This window comes from Candidatus Omnitrophota bacterium (assembly GCA_028699255.1).
GTDB lineage: Bacteria > Omnitrophota > Gorgyraeia > 2-01-FULL-45-10 > 2-01-FULL-45-10 > FEN-1322.
The window spans coordinates 73,754-90,525 of record JAQVUX010000002.1; the positions used below are offsets into that span (position 1 = coordinate 73,754).

Annotated in this window: 16 protein-coding genes; all 16 read left to right on the plus strand. The window is 48.1% G+C overall.

Annotation, left to right across the window (positions count from 1 at the left end; translation table 11 throughout):
- The first annotated feature begins 27 nt into the window (after positions 1-27).
- On the plus strand, positions 28-735 hold the full coding sequence (locus PHS46_02085) for a YggS family pyridoxal phosphate-dependent enzyme (protein ID MDD3905299.1): 708 nt from the start codon (positions 28-30) through the stop codon (positions 733-735).
- A complete protein-coding gene (proC, locus tag PHS46_02090) occupies positions 732-1,547 on the plus strand; it encodes a pyrroline-5-carboxylate reductase (protein MDD3905300.1) in 816 nt (271 codons plus the stop codon). Before PHS46_02085 ends, proC begins: the two co-directional genes overlap by 4 nt.
- Positions 1,548-1,549: 2 nt before the next feature.
- Positions 1,550-1,849, plus strand: a complete 300-nt coding sequence (locus PHS46_02095; GenBank protein ID MDD3905301.1) for a YggT family protein — start codon at positions 1,550-1,552, stop codon at positions 1,847-1,849.
- Entirely contained in the window at positions 1,846-2,715 is an 870-nt protein-coding gene (mtnP, locus tag PHS46_02100) for an S-methyl-5'-thioadenosine phosphorylase (protein MDD3905302.1), read from the plus strand. Before PHS46_02095 ends, mtnP begins: the two co-directional genes overlap by 4 nt.
- Positions 2,716-2,788: 73 nt before the next feature.
- The gene (ileS, locus tag PHS46_02105) at positions 2,789-5,527 is read left to right on the plus strand and encodes an isoleucine--tRNA ligase (GenBank protein ID MDD3905303.1); all 2,739 of its coding nucleotides are present in this window, start codon (positions 2,789-2,791) and stop codon (positions 5,525-5,527) included.
- Positions 5,528-5,560: 33 nt separating this feature from the next.
- Positions 5,561-6,013, plus strand: a complete 453-nt coding sequence (locus PHS46_02110; GenBank protein MDD3905304.1) for a TraR/DksA C4-type zinc finger protein — start codon at positions 5,561-5,563, stop codon at positions 6,011-6,013.
- Positions 6,010-6,453 carry a signal peptidase II gene (gene lspA / locus PHS46_02115; protein ID MDD3905305.1) on the plus strand — a complete coding sequence of 148 codons (444 nt, stop codon included), beginning with the start codon at positions 6,010-6,012 and terminating at the stop codon, positions 6,451-6,453. The genes PHS46_02110 and lspA overlap by 4 nt, the downstream gene beginning before the upstream one ends.
- Complete coding sequence (lgt, locus tag PHS46_02120) at positions 6,423-7,187, plus strand: prolipoprotein diacylglyceryl transferase (GenBank protein ID MDD3905306.1); 765 nt, start codon at positions 6,423-6,425, stop codon at positions 7,185-7,187. The genes lspA and lgt overlap by 31 nt, the downstream gene beginning before the upstream one ends.
- Positions 7,157-8,077 (plus strand): RluA family pseudouridine synthase, encoded by a 921-nt coding sequence (locus PHS46_02125; protein ID MDD3905307.1) that lies wholly within the window; start codon positions 7,157-7,159, stop codon positions 8,075-8,077. The genes lgt and PHS46_02125 overlap by 31 nt, the downstream gene beginning before the upstream one ends.
- Positions 8,078-8,086: 9 nt before the next feature.
- Positions 8,087-9,361 (plus strand): 3-phosphoshikimate 1-carboxyvinyltransferase, encoded by a 1,275-nt coding sequence (gene aroA, locus PHS46_02130; protein ID MDD3905308.1) that lies wholly within the window; start codon positions 8,087-8,089, stop codon positions 9,359-9,361.
- A 117-nt stretch (positions 9,362-9,478) separates the two neighbouring features.
- Positions 9,479-10,552 (plus strand): rod shape-determining protein, encoded by a 1,074-nt coding sequence (locus tag PHS46_02135; GenBank protein ID MDD3905309.1) that lies wholly within the window; start codon positions 9,479-9,481, stop codon positions 10,550-10,552.
- Between the two features lie 32 nt (positions 10,553-10,584).
- A complete protein-coding gene (mreC, locus tag PHS46_02140) occupies positions 10,585-11,364 on the plus strand; it encodes a rod shape-determining protein MreC (protein MDD3905310.1) in 780 nt (259 codons plus the stop codon).
- Positions 11,352-11,864 (plus strand): rod shape-determining protein MreD, encoded by a 513-nt coding sequence (gene mreD, locus PHS46_02145; GenBank protein ID MDD3905311.1) that lies wholly within the window; start codon positions 11,352-11,354, stop codon positions 11,862-11,864. Before mreC ends, mreD begins: the two co-directional genes overlap by 13 nt.
- A complete protein-coding gene (gene mrdA, locus PHS46_02150) occupies positions 11,861-13,582 on the plus strand; it encodes a penicillin-binding protein 2 (protein MDD3905312.1) in 1,722 nt (573 codons plus the stop codon). The genes mreD and mrdA overlap by 4 nt, the downstream gene beginning before the upstream one ends.
- Before the next feature lie 4 nt (positions 13,583-13,586).
- Positions 13,587-14,675 carry a rod shape-determining protein RodA gene (gene rodA, locus PHS46_02155; GenBank protein ID MDD3905313.1) on the plus strand — a complete coding sequence of 363 codons (1,089 nt, stop codon included), beginning with the start codon at positions 13,587-13,589 and terminating at the stop codon, positions 14,673-14,675.
- A 370-nt stretch (positions 14,676-15,045) separates the two neighbouring features.
- The gene (locus PHS46_02160) at positions 15,046-16,740 is read left to right on the plus strand and encodes a TIGR03960 family B12-binding radical SAM protein (GenBank protein MDD3905314.1); all 1,695 of its coding nucleotides are present in this window, start codon (positions 15,046-15,048) and stop codon (positions 16,738-16,740) included.
- The last annotated feature ends 32 nt before the right edge of the window (positions 16,741-16,772 follow it).

Here is a 16,772-nt window from a genome sequence, read left to right on the forward strand (position 1 = left end):
ACCTGTCAAATTCTTGGAATAATTACAATGATAGCGTCGAATATAGAATCCGTAACACGCAGAATATCAAATGCTTGTGAAAAATCAGGCAGGCAGAGCGCCGAGGTACAGCTTATTTGTGTTACAAAGACGGCGTCGATTGAAGAGATAGAGGAAGTTCTAGGCTTGGGCGCTAAAGCGCTTGGCGAAAATAGGGTGCAGGACGCCGTAAGTAAGCATAGGATAATAGGCGACAGGGCGCAGTGGCACCTGATAGGCCACTTACAGACTAATAAGGCTAAAGACGCCGTTAAAATATTCTCACTGATCCATTCTGTCGACAGCTCGCGTCTTGCCGCAGAGATAAGCGCGCAGGCGCTTAAGATAGGCAAGGTTCAGGATATACTTATACAGGTCAATGTATCGGGCGAGGCGAGCAAATTCGGTATAGAGCCGACGGCAGTGGAAGGTTTGATAAAAGAGATATCTTTATACCCTAATATTAATATTAAAGGGTTTATGACCATAGCGCCGGATACGGACGACCCCGAGAGGTCTCGTCCATATTTTAAGGCATTACGCGAACTGCGCGATCGTATCATAATCTCTGGTCCATGCTTGGGGGCGGGGAGTTCCTTGCGCAAGCCCGGATTAGAGATTCTCTCTATGGGGATGAGCGGCGATTTTGAGGTTGCAATAGAAGAAGGTTCGAATATGGTCAGGGTGGGAAGGGCAATATTCGAAGGGCATAAATGATAACAGACAAAAAGATCGGTATAATAGGATGCGGCAACATGGGCGAGGCGATTCTTTCGCGGCTTTCCGGCGCGATAGAGAAGAGCACCTCTATTATGGTTTGCGAAATGGACGCCGCCCGGCGCGATTACATACAGACAAAGTACAGGATGATCGTAGAGATAGATAATAATACCGTTGTAAAGTTTGCGGATATCATTATTCTGGCAGTAAAGCCGAAAGATTTTGAAAATGTTCTGAAGCGGGAAGTATGCTGTGGATTGTCGGATAAAAAACTCCTTATATCGATAGCCGCCGGGATAACGACGAAATATATAGAGAAGATTGTTGGTATCGACGTACCCGTAATAAGGGCTATGCCGAATATGGCCGCTGTAATAGGCGAAGCGATAACGAGTTTAAGCCGGGGCAAGAGCGCGGGCGACAAAGAGATGGAAGAGGCGCGAGAGATATTTTCCATGATAGGGGATGTCGTCGAGGTCGACGAGAAGCTTGTCGGAGCGGTTACGGCTATATCGGGAAGCGGCCCGGCGTATTTCTTCTATGTAGTGGAATCGCTGATAGAAGCCGCGAAGTCATTCGGATTTGATGATGAGACGGCATCGAAGCTCGTGCTCAAGACGGCTCTCGGGAGCGCGAAGCTTTTGGAGGCGCTGAAAGAAGATCCGGCCGTTTTATGCAGAAAGGTTGCCTCGAAGGGCGGTACTACCTCTGCGGCGCTTAGCGTTTTCGATAAGAAGAAACTTAAAAATATAATAAAGGATGCGGCGAAAGCCGCTTTAAAACGTTCGGACCAACTTTCCAAGAGGTGAATATGTTCGCAATAGGGAATATGCTTTATGCCGTCGCGACTATATTGGACTATGTGCTCACGATAGCAAATTGGTTGATAATAATAAGGGCTTTAATAAGTTGGGTGAACCCTGATCCTTATAACATGATAGTCCAGTTCCTGAATAAGGCCACCGAACCGCTTTTGGCGCCGTTCCGAAGGCTGATACCTGCGTACACGATAGGGCTCGACATATCGCCCATCTTCGCGCTTATATTCATATGGTTCCTTAAACTATTCCTGATACGCACGCTTTTCGGTATGGCGGTGAGGCTGGGATAATGAAAAAGATCGGCATAATAGGCGGAAGCGGATTTTATAATATCGAAGGCGTAGAGAATATAAAAAAGGTGGATGTTAAGACGCCTTTTGGCGCGCCTTCGGACGAGTTTGTAATAGGTTTGCTGGGCGGTGTGGAGGTGGTATTTCTCGCGCGCCATGGCAAAGGGCATACGGTATTACCGAGCGAGATAAATTACCGGGCCAATATTTACGGCATGAAGAAGCTTGGCGTCGAGCGGATAATATCAGTCTCGGCATGCGGTAGTTTAAAGGAAGAGTTAAAGCCGCTCGATATAGTTATACCCGACCAGTTTATAGACAGAACCAATATCGGCAGGCAAATGACTTTTTTTGGTGATGGTATTGTTGCGCATATACCTTTTGCAGAACCGGTTTGCGCTGAGCTGTCCGGGGCGCTTGCCGAGGCGGGACGTAAAGTCGGCGCGCGGATACATCTCGGCGGTACCTATTTAAATATGGAAGGGCCTCAGTTTTCGACGAAAGCGGAGTCGAAGCTTTACAAATCCTGGGGCGTAGATATCATCGGCATGACCAATCTCGCCGAGGCGAAGCTGGCCAGAGAGGCGGAGATCTGTTACGCGACGCTCGCCTGTATTACCGATTACGACTGTTGGCGCATGGACGAAGTATGCGAGAGCGTAACGCTTGAGATGATAATCAATAATCTTTGCAAAAATGTCGATGTATCTAAGAGTATATTGAAGACGGCTCTACCAAACCTTAAGGGAGACAGGGCCTGCTCATGTTCTTCGGCCCTGAAGGATTCGATCGTTACCAGGGCGAATTTCATTCCGGCCAGGACGCGGAAGCGGCTGGATCCGATAATAGGAAAATATATTAAATAGGAGTAATGATTACTTGGAAGACAATAAGATCGATTATAAATCAACGCTAAATCTGCCGAAGACCGATTTCCCGATGAAGGCCAACTTACCCAACCGTGAACCGATCATGCTTAAGGCATGGGAGGATGCCAACCTTTACGGGAAAATACGCAAGAAAGCCAAAGGCAAGCCCAAATTTGTTTTACACGACGGACCGCCATATGCCAATGGCAGTATCCATATGGGCCACGCCCTGAATAAAATACTGAAAGATATAGTAATAAGGTATAAGACGATGAATGGCTTCGATTCGCCGTATGTTCCCGGGTGGGATTGCCATGGGCTTCCGGTCGAGCACCAGCTTTTTAAAGAATTAAAAATGACAAAGTATGACATAGACCAGGTAAAGTTCAGGAAGATGGCTTATGACTACGCCATGAAATATGTCGATATTCAAAGAAAAGAATTCAAGCGCCTTGGGATAATGGGAGATTGGGATAACCCGTATCTTACCCTGACGAAAGGTTATGAGGCGGAGATCGTCAGGTCATTCGGGAAACTCGTCGAGAAAGGGTATATATATAAAGATCTTAAACCGATAAACTGGTGCCCCACCTGCGAGACTGCGCTCGCCGAAGCCGAGGTCGAATATGAGGACAAGGCTTCGCATTCAATATATGTAAAGTTCGACACCGTATATGATGGCATACCCGCAAGTCTTCTTATCTGGACCACGACGCCATGGACGCTTGTCGCGAACGTAGCGGTGGCGCTCCATCCCGATCTCGAATATGCGCTTGTGGATATTAAGGGGCCGGCTTTCGACGGCGAAAAATTCATCATGGCTAAAGAACTTGTTGCGCGGACGATGGAAAAGATAGGCGCCTCGGATTACGGCATATTAAAAACGTTCAGAGGCGCAGATCTCGAAGGCATGGAGGCAAAGCATCCTTTCATAGACAGGAAAGCTATGGTAGTTACGGCCGGATATGTTTCCATGGAAGACGGTACCGGATGCGTTCATATCGCGCCGGGTCACGGCCAGGAAGATTATCTGGTAGGGAAAAAGTGGAAGCTGCCTACGATAATGCCGGTAGATGCCAGGGGAAAATTCGATAATACCGCCGGAGAGTTCAGCGGCATGGAGTCTTATAAGGCCAACAGGCCCATAATAGAACGGCTGAAAGTCCTTGGGAAGCTCGTGCTGGAAGAAGAGATAAAACATTCGTATCCGCACTGTTGGCGTTGTAAGAAGCCTATAATATTCAGAGCGACCGACCAGTATTTTCTGAAGATCGACCATAAGGATTTACGTAAACGCATGCTGGATACGATAGATAACGGCATAAAGTGGATACCCGCCGCAGGCAGGGCGAGGATATCGGCTATGGTGGCCAATAGGCCCGACTGGTGCCTGTCGCGGCAGAGATATTGGGGAGTGCCCATAATCGCTTTCTACTGTAAGAATTGCAAAGAGGTTCTTCTCGACGCGAAAGTTATAGATCATGTCGCTTCCATGGTAGAAAAGGAAGGGGCCGATGTGTGGTTTGCCCGGAAAGAGGATGAACTTTTGCCTTCCGGTACCAAGTGCCGGAAATGTGGCGGCAAAGATTTTACCAAAGAGACGGATATAATAGATGTATGGTTCGATTCGGGCGTGAGCCATCAAGTAGTGCTTAAAAAGAATAAAGATCTCGACTATCCATGCGAGTTGTATCTCGAAGGTTCCGATCAGCACCGGGGATGGTTCCAGTCGGCGCTTATAACGGGCATGTCTATAGATGGTGTCTCGCCTTACAGGAATGTCCTGACGCACGGGTTTGTCGTAGACGGTGAAGGTAAAAAGATGTCAAAGTCGCTCGGCAATGTCATAACCCCGGAGCAGGTTATGAAGAAGTACGGCGCCGACATACTACGGCTATGGGTCGCCTCCAGCGACTACAGCGAGGATATCAGGTTGTCGGATGAGATATTGACGCGCCTGGCGGATGCTTACAGGAAAATACGAAATACTTACAAATACCTTTTGAGCAACCTCTATGACTTTGATCCGTTCATGGACGTGATACCGTACGGCGATATGCTCGAGATAGACAGGTGGATACTCTCGCGTCTTTCCGGGCTGATAAAAGAGGTTCAGAAGAATTACGATGCGTTCGAATTCCATAAAGTTTACCGGGATGTATACAGTTTCTGCGTTTATGAAGTTTCGTCCGTGTACCTTGATATTCTCAAGGATAGGATGTATACTTTCAAAGCTGATTCACGGGAGAGAAGGTCGGCTCAGACCGCTATGTATGAACTCCTTGTGGGGCTTTTAAAGATAATGGCGCCGATACTTATCATGACGACGGATGAAGCGTGGAGTTATGTCCGGCGCAAAGATAAAGCTTCAATACATTTAGAGTCATGGCCCCAGGAATCCGAGGAAGGCCTCCGCGAAGAAGGCCTGGACGCTAAATGGGAGCGCTTGATCGCTCTACGCGAGGCGGTGCTAAAAAAGATAGAGGAGAAGCGGCAAAAGAACGAAATAGGTTCCCCGCTCGAGGCTAAGGTGCTGTTGTCTACAGGCGACAAGAATTATAAGAAGTTGCTGAAGGACAATGCCGATATGTTAAAGTATCTCTTCATAGTTTCTCAGGTAGAAGTCGTAGAGGGCGATGCCGGCGATGGTAAACAGGATGCCTCTACCCCAGTTAATATAGATATAGTCAAAGCAAAAGGAGAGAAGTGCCAGAGGTGTTGGAACTATAGCGATAAGGTTGGTACCAACAAAAGCCATCCTACGCTTTGCGAAAGGTGCGTCAAGACGGTAGAGCATATAAAAAAATAAGTGCTTCATAAAAGTTGAAAAGGAGCGATTGCGATGATTAAAAGGAAAAAAGTCGTGAAGGCCGCGAAGACCAGGAAGGCCGCAGGTAAAGTGAAAAAAGCAAAGATTAAAAAAATGCCCAAAACAGTATTAAAAAAATACCGGGAATTATTGGTCAAAGAGAGAGAAAAGGTCGGCGGCGGACTTTCTCATATAACCGAGAACACTCTTAATAAATCACAGAGAGACGCTTCGGGTGATCTTTCCGGATATTCGTATCACATGGCTGATATGGCAAGTGACGATTACGAGAGAGAGTTTTCCCTCGGGAGAGCTACCGACGAGCAGAAGATGCTGTACCAGATCGACGAAGCGATGAAGAGGATAAAGGACGGAACGTACGGGAATTGCCTGCAATGCGGTAAATCCATATCGCAGAAGCGGCTTATGGCGCTTCCATATTCCGAGCTTTGCATAGAATGCCAGAAGGCCAATGAGGAAAAATGACATTTGCGGCGGCGTTCTTCGTATTCTGCCTCGACCGGTTGTCCAAGATAATAGCCGCGGGGAATATGTTGCATGGAGAATCGGTAAAAGTCTTTCCGGGAATATTTCATTTTACTCTGGTATTCAATAACGGCACCGCTTTTGGATTGATGAAAGGTTTTAACGCGGTCTTTGCCGTCGTCTCGGCACTGGCGATAGCGGTTATAATATTTTATGTGCTTACGCATAAAAAAATAAGGCTTGCCGAGGCGCTGGCGCTCGGCATGATACTGGGCGGGGCGCTCGGTAATCTGTTTGACAGGATGCGGTTTGGTTATGTGATCGATTTTCTCGATTTTCTCATCTGGCCTGTCTTCAATGTCGCCGATTCCGCCATAACCATCGGCATTATCATTCTGGTAATAATCTTATGCATCCGACCCTCCTCAAGCTCGGTGTAATTACCGTATATTCATACGGCGTGATGGTCGCGATAGGATTCGCGTTGTCCACGGTATTGATATACTGCCGGGCGAATAAATTCGGTATCGATAAAGAAAAGTCTGTGGATCTTGTGGTTCTTATATTGATATCCGGCATACTTGGCGCAAGACTGCTGTATATTCTTCTTAATTTTTCGTTTTATCGCGCCAATCCCTTAGAGGCGATCATGCTTTATAAGGGCGGGCTTGTCTGGTACGGTGGTTTTATATGCGCTCTTGCCATAACGGTATTATATACCCGCCTGAATAAAATGAAACTATGGCTCATCCTTGATCTCATCGCGCCTTTCGTAGCTCTGGCCCAGGCTTTCGGCAGGATAGGGTGTTTTTTGAATGGCTGTTGTTACGGGATAAAAGTTGCTCCGGGCACTTCGTTTGGCGTGACACTGCCGTGCGAATCGGATCCCAGGATACCGGTTCAGCTGATATCCGCCGGAGTATTGTTCGTTATATTCGCGATTCTCATCGTCTGGCAGAACAGGCGCCGTTTTGCGGGTGAAATAGCGTTGGCTTATTTCTTATTATATTCCGCGAAAAGATTTATAGTAGAATTTTTGAGAGGAGATAACCCTAAAATATTTTTGGGCCTTACAATATCGCAGATCATAAGTGCGGTCATATTTGCCTCCGCCATAACCGTATTCATCATAAAGAGAAAACAATGGAAAAAAAATCTTACCATTTCACGATAGTTCCCGAGGATAAGGGGAAGCGGCTGGATAAGTTCCTGGTGGAAAATCTGTCCAAGGATTTTTCCAGGGTGTTTCTGCAGAAGCTTATCAAAGACGCTTGCGTACTTGTAGATAAAGAACCGGCCAAGTCCAACCACAGGATATTGCCCGGCGAGTCGATCAGCGTTATTATCCCGAAGCCGGTTAAGTCAAAAATATCGCCGGAAAAAATAGCGCTGGATATCGTGTATGAGGATAAAAGTATCGTTGTGGTAAATAAGCCTTCAGGCATGGTCGTGCATCCGGCGCCGGGGTCGAAATCTAAGACTCTTGTGAATGCGCTTCTGGCGCATTGCAAAAATCTGTCCGGTATTGGCGGCGTGTGCAAACCCGGCATAGTTCATAGGATAGATAAGGACGTTTCGGGGCTTCTGGTCGTGGCAAAAACGGATCGCGCTCATGGCGCCCTGGCAGAACAGTTCAAGGACAAGACCGCGTCGCGCGTTTACAACGCGGTAGTCAAGGGTGTCGTCCAGATGGATAATGGCATAATAAACCTGCCTATCGGAAGGTCGGCGCGCGACAGGAAGAAGATGGCGGTCAGTTTCGAACATTCGAAAGAGGCGGTAACGCGTTACAAGGTGCTGGAAAGATTCGCGAACGCGACTCTTCTGGAAATAACTCTTGGGACCGGGAGGACGCACCAGATAAGAGTGCATCTTTCATATATCGGGCATCCCATACTTGGCGATTTAAAATACGGCACCACAATGATAGGTATTTCCAGGACGGCGCTTCATGCGAAGACGCTTGGACTGATCCATCCCGTCACGAAGAAATATATGCAGTTTAAGACCACTCTCCCACGCGATATTAAACAGTTAATAGAAAAACTGAAGAATGCCTGTTAAGGTAAATATATGAAACCGATAACAATAAAACCCTCCGGGAAGCTGACCGGCAGGATGGTCCTGCCCGGCGATAAATCTATATCACACCGCGCTATAATGATAGGCGCCGTCGCCGAAGGCAAAACTGTGGTCAGGGATATCCTCGATTGCGACGATTGCAATTATACTATAGGCGCTTTTCGATCGATGGGGATAGCCATAACAAAGACAGGGGAATATACTGCGATAGAAGGGAAGGGTTTGAGAGGGCTTAAAGTTCCGTCGGAGCATCTGAATGCCGGCAATTCCGGCACTACCATCCGTCTTTTATCCGGGATACTCGCGGGTCAGATGTTCGATACTACCCTCGAAGCCGACAGCTCGCTTTCGGCCCGGCCTATGGAGCGGATAACCGAGCCGCTCAGTCTTATGGGCGCCGATATAAAAAGTTCCGGTGGTTTTCCGCCGCTCGTGATAAAAGGCGGCAGGCTGAATCCGATAAGATACTCTTTGCCCGTATCCAGCGCGCAGGTTAAATCTGCGGTGCTGTTTGCCGCGCTTTATGCCGATGGCACCACGGTTATTGACGAGCCTTTCAAGTCGCGTGACCACACGGAGAGGATGCTTAAATATTTCGGTGCGGGCATAACTGTCGATGGCCTTAAAGTGTCTCTCGAAGGCGGGAAGAAATTAAAAGCTAAAACGCTCGATGTCCCCGGGGATATTTCGAGCGCCAGTTTTTTTATGGCGGCGGCAATACTATTAGGCGGTTCTAAAATAAGAATAGAGAATGTAGGGATAAATCCGACAAGGGCCGGTATGCTTGACGTGCTGGAGAAGATGGGTTCCAGAATAAATGTTACTAATAAGAAAAATGTATTCGAGCCGATCGGCGATATAGAGGTCGAATCGTCTCCCATACACGGCATATCGATCGGAGAGCGCGATATTCCCGGGATCATAGACGAACTGCCGATAATATTTGTGCTCGCGTCGCTCGCTAAGGGCAGGACCGTGATAAAGGGGGCCGAGGAGCTGAGGGTAAAAGAGACGGACAGGATAAACTCTATGAGCGCTAATCTCAGAGCTATGGGCGCCAGGATCAATGTCGGCTCCGGCGAGATAGTCATTGACGGTGTCGACTCTCTCAATGGCGCGAGTTTTAAAAGCTATGGCGACCACAGAACATGCATGGCTATGACTGTAGCCGCGCTCGCCGCCAAAGGCTCAAGCGCGATAGACGATACTGAGTGCGTGAATAAGTCTTTCCCCGGATTTTTCAGTGTCATGGAGGAGCTTAAGTAAACCTCGCCAATTTGTAATTGACAATGATAACGCTTTTTGTTACTATCACATGATAAAGCTTGGTTGGAGACCTCGGTACGAAAGTTGATACCATGGCAGAATAAACTTGGAGAATGCATGAATCCTAAAGGGATATGGAACGCAGGCGCGAAGTTGTATAATGAAATACTGGGGCTATTCTCGAATGATATGGGCATAGATCTCGGAACCGCTACGACCCTTGTCTATCTGAAGAACCAGGGTATAGTGCTCTGCGAACCTTCCGTAGTTGCTGTTCAGGCCGGCACATCCAATGTCCTCGCCGTAGGCGAAGAAGCCAAACGCATGCTCGGCCGCACACCCGGCAACATCGTTGCCATAAGGCCGATGAAGCACGGCGTAATAACCGATTTCGAGATATCCGAAGCGATGCTCCGGTATTTCATAAAGAAGGTTAATTCCGCGAAACCGCTTGTTCGTCCCAGAATAGTAATAGCGATCCCATCCGGCATTACCGAAGTCGAGAAGAGAGCTGTCAAAGATTCTGCCTTGCACGCAGGCGCCAGGGAAGTATTTATGATCGAAGAACCCATGGCCGCGGCTATAGGCGTGGGACTACCGATTCAGGAACCATCCGGCAACATGATAATCGATATTGGCGGCGGCACGACCGAGATGGCCGTTATATCGTTGGCCGGTGTCGTATTCTCCAAATCGGTGAGGGTCGGCGGGGATGAGCTTGACGAAGCGATAATTAATTACATAAAGAAGAATTACAATCTTATGGTGGGCGAGCGTACTGCCGAAGAGATAAAGATAAAGATTGGCTCCGTATATCCTCTGGAAGAAGAATTGAAGATGGAGGTAAAAGGGCGCGACCTGGTGGCCGGATTACCCAAGATGGTTACGGTAACGAGCGAAGAGATCCGGGAAGCGATGTCGGAACCTGTGGCACAGATACTGGAGGCGGTTCGCATAACCCTTGAGAGAACCCCGCCTGAGCTTTCGTCGGACCTGATCGAAAAAGGTATAGTTCTCGCAGGCGGCGGATCGCTTTTAAGAGGCATCGATAAGCTTATTTCCGAAGAGACGGGCTTGCCTGCGCATCTTTCGGAAGATCCGATGACCGCGGTTGCCCTGGGCACCGGTAAGGTTTTAACCGAGATAAAGTATCTTAAGCAGGTTACCGTATCCCCGCGCCTGGAAAGATAGCCGGGTGAAATTTTCGGTAGAAAATTTCTAATGTGCGCAATCAAAAAAGCAGAATATTCAAAGTCCTCGCAGTAATCGTCATATTAACCGCCCTTATAGTTACCTCCAAAACCATAACCAATTCCGCAAGAACAAAGGTTGTAGATTCCGTCTCGCCCGTCTTGAAGGGCACTCACTCATTTCTGGATTCAATAAGATCTGTGCTTCCATTTGCTTCGCTGAGAGAAGAGAACCGCCTTCTGCGCGAACGCATTAATCTTCTGAACAGGAAGGTCGAAGAGTTGAAGGCGATATCAAGCGATAATGACCGCCTTAGAGAGATATTGAATTTTAGAAAGGCGATACCCTTTACTACGGTTCCCGCCCAGGTTATCGGCAGGGATCCCTCCAATTGGTCGAATTCCATTATAATCGATAAGGGGCTGTCCGGAGGGGTAAGGCAGAACAGGGCTGTCCTTTCCACGAGGGGATTGGTCGGCAGGGTACTTGAAGTGGGAAGGTCCTCCAGCAAGATACTTCTTATAACCGATCCGAACTCGAAAGTCGGTGTCATGATAGCGAGGAACCGGCAGGGCGGTATATTGATAGGCAGGCCGGATGGGCGGTGCAGGATGATATATATTGCGCTTGATTCGGATGTTGTGCCCGGAGATAAGGTTGTTACGGCGGGATTCGGTACGATATTTCCGAAAGATATCCTTGTAGGTGAAGTGCTGAAAGTAGAAAAGGAGCCGGGGCGTTTATATAAGAGTGCCGTTATAAAGACGTCCGAAGATCTTTCCCGGCTGGAAGAGATAATGTGTATAAAATAAACAGGTTCCAGATATATCTCGTGCTCTTTACGGCGCTTTTTTTACAGGGGGCCGTTTTTAATCATCTCAGAGTATTCGGCGCCCGTCCGGATCTTTTGCTTATAGCCGTTGTTTTTTTCGGTCTTTTCCTAGGGCCGGGGGCCGGGCTGGAGGCCGGTTTTGCGGCAGGACTTTTTAAGGATATATTCGCTCTGGACTTTTTCTGGATAAATGCCGGCATAATGGGCATAACCGGATTTATCGTAGGAATGCTGAATACCCAATTTTTCAAAGAGTCCAAAAGAGCGGATTTTATGCTTGTTTTTATTTTTACGATATTTTCCATGTCTTTGCATTATGCCATAGCGGCGATCCTGTCCAATTCCATAGCGCTTAACTTCCGCGAGTTTTTCATAAGTTCCGTTATCCCTACCGCCGCATATACAGGTCTCGTATCTATTCCAGTATGCGTGAAGTTGCTCGACATCTACCGTTTAAAAGAGACGGGTGATTACCTGTGAAGGACAGAATACTTATTATTATAGTCAGCGTTCTGTTCGTCTTGTTGGGCATGGGCCTCTTCTACAATCAGGTGATAAGATTTGGTTACTACTCGCATCTCTCAAAAAATAATTCGATAAGGATATTGCCTATAGACGGCCCGCGGGGTAACATTTTTGACAGGAACGGAACGCCGGTTGTTTCCAATCGGATATCTTTCGACGTCGCGGTGGTGTATCAGGAATTACGGAACAGGCAAAAATTGATAACCGCTCTCGTCGAAACGCTTAAACTGCCGGGCAGGGATATGGTTCGCGCGCTTGATAAAGCCAGGGCGAGGCCTTATGCGCCGATAACAATTCTGGAGGATATAGATAAGAATAAGGCCATCATGCTTGAGGAGGCGGGATTCGACCTGGACGGGTTAACCATAGAAACGCGTTCGAAAAGGAATTATCTCTACGGCAATATCGCTAGTCATGTTTTTGGTTACTTAAGCGAGATAAGCGAAGACGAACTGGAGGATCTGAAGGACTATGGCTACAGGATGCGGGATCTTATCGGGCGCTCAGGCCTTGAAAAATATTATGAGACAGATCTCAAGGGGACCGATGGCGGAACCCAGATAGAGGTCGACAGTCGCGGCAGGGAGACGCGGATACTGGGCGTAAAAGAGCCGTCGAATGGTAAAGACCTGTATCTTACGCTGGACATATCCCTGCAGTCGGTTTGCGATAGGCTTCTGGGTGAAAGAAAAGGGGCCATATGCGTTATCGATCCACGTAACGGAGAAATCCTGGTTCTTGTCAGCCATCCGGCATTCGATCCGAATGTCTTTGTCGATCCGGAATTATCGGATCAGAGGGTGAGATTATTGAAAGACCGGGTGGGTCGCCCCATGTCGAACAGGGCCATATCAGGACTTTATCCGCCGGGTTCGATATTTAAAGTGGTGACGGCTTCCGCCGCGATGGAAACGAAAAAAATAAAAGCATTTACCAGATTTTTTTGTCCGGGAAGTTATCAGTTGGGCAAAACTAAATTCGACTGTTGGAAGAGCGAAGGGCACGGTTCGCAAAATGTCGTAGAAGGGCTCATGAACTCCTGCGACGTGTTTTTTTATAACGCAGGCCGCTCTGCCGGCGTCGATGCTATGGAGGCGTACTCAAAATTATTCGGTCTTGGCCGTTCGACGGGTATAGATCTGCCGGACGAAGTTAACGGGATAGCGCCGGGGCGAGCATGGAAGAAAAGTTTCAGAAATGCGCCGTGGTATGAAGGGGATACGGTAAACTATTCGATAGGCCAGGGATATCTTCTGGTAACCCCGATACAGGCTACGATCATGACGAGCGTTATAGCCAATAACGGGCGTCTTGTCAGGCCATATATTGTAAAACGGGTCGGGGATACTGCCATGATCCATCAGGAGCCAAAATATATCGGGTTGAAAGCCGATACTATGAGGGCGATACGCGAAGGGTTGTATCAGGTTGTGAATGATGAGAATGGTACCGGCAAGCGCGCCAAGGTTGAAGGTGTTGTAGTCGCCGGCAAGACCGGTACGGCAGAGAATCCGCATGGCCGGACGCACGCATGGTTCGCCGGGTTCGCGCCGTATGATAATCCGCGTGTATGTCTTGTCGTGTTTTTAGAGCATGGCGGTAAAGGCGGTTTGGAACCGGCCGAAATAGCGCGCGGTATATTTGAGGAAGCGAGAAAAAAAGGGTACCTGTAATTTTATGAACAGGCATAAGGATTTTGACAAATTATTGATTATCATGGCGTTTGTAATATTTGCGATAGGAGTTGCCGCCATATACAGCGCCACAAAAGCGAAGAATCTGCCGGTTGCGGACAGCTTTTTTTTCAGGCAGATAAGTTGGATGGGTATTGCCGTCACGCTTCTGGCTCTGATAGTGTCCATTTCTTATCAGAGGTTCGTAGATATGGCGTATGTTTTGTACGGGGCTAATCTCGCGCTTCTTGTATTAGTTTTGGTGTTGGGCCATGCGCGTATGGGGGCTCAAAGATGGTTTTCAGTAGGCGGGTTTGCCTTCCAGCCTTCCGAATTTATAAAATTGACTCTTATACTTGCGCTCTCTAATTATGTGGCGGCAAAGAAAGGCCGTATGTCGGAACTGCGGAATCTTTTAATACCGACGATTCTTCTTGCGGTGCCATTTGTACTCGTCCTGTTGCAACCCGACCTGGGCACAGCTTTATTATTGATACCGGTATTTTTCGCTATAATGGTTGTCGGCGGCGCACAGCTTAAATATTTAGGGGCCATGATACTCGTGGGGCTGGCAGGCCTTCCGTTTTTCTGGCACTTCCTGCGCGATTATCAGCGTCAGCGTCTCATGGTATTTGTAAATCCGAACATAGATCCTCTGGGTGCCGGTTATACGATAATCCAATCGAAGATCGCGGTCGGTTCCGGAGGGCTCTTCGGTAAAGGGTGGCTGAATGGAACGCAGAATCAGCTTAATTTTATTCCCGAGAGGCATACAGATTTTATTTTTTCGGTTATAGGCGAAGAATGGGGATTTCTGGGCGCGGCGGCTCTATTGCTCATGTATTTTTTTATAGTGAAGCGGGCGTTCAATATAGCGGATCTGACGAGCGATATTTATGGCAAGGCGATAGCATCCGGTGTTGGAGTAATGATAGGACTGCAGGTGGTCATAAACATATCGATGACTATCGGGCTCATGCCGGTAGTGGGCATACCTTTGCCGATGATAAGCTACGGCGGCTCATCGCTCATTACGACCGTCGTCGCGATCGGGCTACTTCTGAACGTCGGCCTGCGCCGTTCGACGTTTTGAGGCAAAGGTTTTGCGTATTTTTCTTATAGAATAGCGATAGAATGTGCTGTGCCTCTGTGGCTTGCTCCGGACGCTCGGCCGATTCCAGCGATCGGCCTCGCTCCATAAAATTTTTCGTACCCGAAAGGAAGACCCTTTCGGGATTCATGCCTCGTGGGACGCGAAATTTTAGCCATGTAAAATTTCGCTGCGGGAAAAGTTCTCGCATCTGCTCGAACTTTTACGCCCCACTCGGCACGAATCCCTGCGGGCCTTCCCTCAGTGGTGAGCGCGCTCCAACAAGTAGGGCACCCTTAAGGGTGACCTACAAATGTGGATAACTTTTAGATGCCCGCATCCGTTAGGACCCGTAAAAATTTCTATATAATCTATGGATAACGAAAAGCTGAACGAATTGCTATTGACGGTTCAAAAACCCGGACGATATGTCGGCGGGGAATGGAACGCTGTCCGCAAAGAATGGACGCCCGCCCGGACAAAATTCCTGCTCGCGTTTCCCGACGTGTATGAAGTGGGTATGTCCAACCTCGGCATGAAGATACTTTACGGCATACTCAACGGCCGCGATGATTGCCTGTGCGAACGTGTCTTCTCGCCATGGCGCGATTTCGAAGCGGTTTTGCGTAATAACGGCATCAGTATTTTTTCGCTCGAATCCCGTCGGCCCATAAAAGATTTCGACATAATAGGTTTTAATCTCAGCTATGAACTAAGCTATACGAACGTTCTTAATATGCTGGATCTCGGCGGCATCCCAAAGCTATCTTCGGAACGCTCTGCCGGTGAGCCGCTTGTTATAGCTGGCGGCTCTGCTGTATTTAACCCCGAGCCCATGGCCGATTTCATAGACGCGTTCGTTATAGGGGACGGAGAAGATGCTGTGTCGGAAATACTGGAAACGTATAACAGATACAAAGCCGACCGGAAAGATCTATTAAGACAATTGGCAAAGATAAAAGGCGTCTATGTTCCGTCGTTGTATGGCGTCGAATACAATGAAGACGGAACGATACGAAAGTTTTTTTCAACCGATCCCGCCGCGCCGGAAAAAATCGAAAAACGTACGATTAAAGATTTGGATGACGCTTTTTATCCTGTAAAACAGGTCGTGCCGAACGTGCAGGTTGTTCATGACAGATTGGCCATAGAGATAATGCGAGGCTGTAAACACGGCTGTGCCTTTTGTCAGGCCCAGGCCATCTACAGGCCGTGCCGCGAGAGGTCGAAAGAGCGTATTCTGAAGATTGCCACAGAGGCGTACCAAATGACCGGATACGACGAAATATCGCTCCTTTCACTATCGAGCATAGACCATTCAGGACTGAAAGACATAATAGACGCGCTGAACCGCGAATTCAGCGGTAAATCGGTTTCGATATCCGTTCCGTCGTTAAGGATAGAGGACGCCTTAAAAGATGTCCCGTTCCTTATCTCAAAAGTCAAAAAATCCGGCCTTACATTTGCCCCCGAAGCGGGGAGCGACCGCATGCGAAAGCTCGTTAACAAGAATATCAGTATTGACAATTTGTTCGCCGCGCTCTCCGAATCTTTCCGCGCCGGGTGGCGTCATGTTAAACTCTATTTTATGATAGGCCTGCCTCAGGAAGGGGCGGAGGATATTCAGGGCATAATCGATCTTATATACAAGGTGTCCGATGCCAGAAGGGAAGTTGACGGAAAGTCGGCAAATGTTACCGCCAGTATAAACGCTTTTATACCGAAGCCGCATACCCGGCTCGAACGCTCAGCCATGGATAATATCGGGTCGCTGGAAGAGAAGAGGATTGCGCTGAGGAAATCGATGAAGTCTAAATTTGTTGAAATCGATTTTCATCCATTTAATATGAGTTTCATAGAGGCTGTTTTTGCCAGGGGTGATAGGCGATTGGGGAAAGCTATCTTTGAGGCATGGAAAAAAGGCGCTAAATTCGACGGTTGGCAGGATATATTCAATATTGGTCTCTGGACGGATTCATTCGCGGCCACAGGGATCGACCCCGCATTCTACGCGAACAGGGCACGACAGCAGGAAGAAACCTTGCCGTGGAGCTTCATAAAGTTATAGTTTTTTGCCTCCCATTTGACAAATGTTAATCC